The following is a 1,841-nucleotide window of genomic DNA, read 5'->3' as shown; positions in this document are numbered from 1 at the left end:
ATGACGCAGGGGAAAGACTCAGCTAGCCTTACCTGTGCGGCGGACCTAATTATCCGCTTGGCCGGCGCTTCACTCCTCCCAAGCGGCGCCGGCCTTCTTCTCCAAAAAGTCCGTCCGGGACGCCACAGCGGGTTGCGGCAGCACGCGAACCCCGCAAAACGCCAAGTTCCGCCTCCGGTTGCCTCAAGAATGCATCGGGGAGCGCTGGCGAAACCGCCCTCCATCTTCGACTGCGCGCGTGGACGATTGGCAAGGGAACCAAAGGCGGTTTCCCCGGTTGGTTCTACTCCAAAGGAGTGTTGCACTATGTTCCGTCTGCTCGTCGCCGGCGCCTTCGCCTATGTCACTTATCGTATCGCCAGGAAGATGGTCGAAAACGTGCCCGATACGGTCGACCCGCTGCTGTTGCCGCCGTCGCAATATGATCGCGAGACCTTGCGGCGGCAGTCGGCCGACATGGGTGTCGATCCGCAACGCTAAAGACACGGATGTCGCACTTCGGCCTGTCACGAGGCCAGCCCCGCATCGATATTGCGAACAAAGCAGAAACGATGCTTGATGGGGGATGAACCTCGCCACTGCTGATTCGACCTTTCGGGACCCGACCGTCCAGCCTGCCTATCTCGCCCGGCTCAACGATGCCCAGCGCCAGGCAGTCGAGCACGGCGACGGCCAGATAGCCGGTCCGCTGCTGGTCATTGCCGGCGCCGGTTCGGGCAAGACCAACACGCTAGCTCACCGCGTCGCCCATCTGGTCGTCAAGGGGGCCGACCCGCGCCGCATCCTGCTGATGACGTTCTCGCGCCGCGCCGCGTCCGAAATGGCCAGGCGCGTCGAGCGTATCGCCGGCGAAGTGCTCGGCCGCGATGCAGCTGTCATCACCGATGCGCTGACCTGGGCGGGAACCTTTCACGGCATCGGCGCGCGGCTGCTTCGCGACTATGCGCTGGAGATCGGCCTCGACCCTGCCTTCACCATCCATGATCGCGAGGATTCCGCGGACCTGATGAATCTGGTCCGCCACGAACTCGGCTTCTCGAAGACGGAAGCGCGTTTCCCCACCAAGGGAACCTGCCTTGCCATCTATTCGCGCGCCGTCAACGCACAGGCGCCGCTCAACGAGGTGTTGGGTTCCGCCTTTCCCTGGTGCGCCGGTTGGGCCGAGCAGCTGAAACAATTGTTCGCCGGTTATGTCGAGGCCAAGCAGGCGCAAAACGTGCTCGATTACGACGATTTGCTGCTCTACTGGGCGCAGATGGCGGCGGAGCCCGAGATAGCAGCGCATCTGGGCGGGCGTTTCGACCATGTGCTGGTCGACGAATACCAGGACACAAATCGCCTGCAGGCTTCGATCCTCATGGCACTGAAACCCGACGGCGCCGGGCTGACGGTGGTGGGCGACGATGCGCAGTCGATCTATTCGTTCCGCGCCGCCGAGGTGCGCAACATCCTCGACTTCCCCAACCAGTTCGCGCAAGCCGCCGACGTCGTGATGCTGGAGCGCAATTACCGCTCGACCGAAACCATCCTGGCGGCCGCCAATGCGGTGATCGGCGAAGCCTCGGAGCGCTTCACCAAGAACCTGTGGTCGGAGCGCAAGTCGACCGACAGGCCAAAACTGGTGACCGTGCGCGACGAGGTCGAGCAGGCCAATTTCGTCTGCGATACCATCCTGGCCGAGCGCGAGGCCGGCACGGCACTGAAATCGCAGGCGGTGCTGTTTCGCGCCTCGCACCACAGCGGCCCGCTGGAGATCGAGCTGACGCGGCGCAACATTCCCTTCGTCAAGTTCGGCGGCTTGAAATTTCTCGATGCCGCTCACGTCAAGGATGTGCTGGCGG

The 1,841-nt window shown here is 63.3% G+C and carries 2 protein-coding genes; both read left to right on the top strand.

Annotated features, from left to right (window positions below; translation table 11 throughout):
• The first annotated feature begins 306 nt into the window (after window positions 1-306).
• The gene (locus tag EN893_RS32090; protein ID WP_127269821.1) at window positions 307-480 is read left to right on the top strand and encodes a hypothetical protein; all 174 of its coding nucleotides are present in this window, start codon (window positions 307-309) and stop codon (window positions 478-480) included.
• An 85-nt stretch (window positions 481-565) separates the two neighbouring features.
• A partial coding sequence (locus EN893_RS32085; RefSeq protein WP_164901305.1) for an ATP-dependent helicase occupies window positions 566-1,841 on the top strand: 1,276 nt, incomplete at its 3' end.

The sequence above is a fragment of the Mesorhizobium sp. M7A.F.Ca.CA.004.04.2.1 genome, assembly GCF_004022825.1.
Taxonomy (GTDB): Bacteria; Pseudomonadota; Alphaproteobacteria; order Rhizobiales; family Rhizobiaceae; genus Mesorhizobium.
Note: the sequence above shows the minus strand (reverse complement) of the source record. Positions and strands in the feature narration are given on the sequence as shown.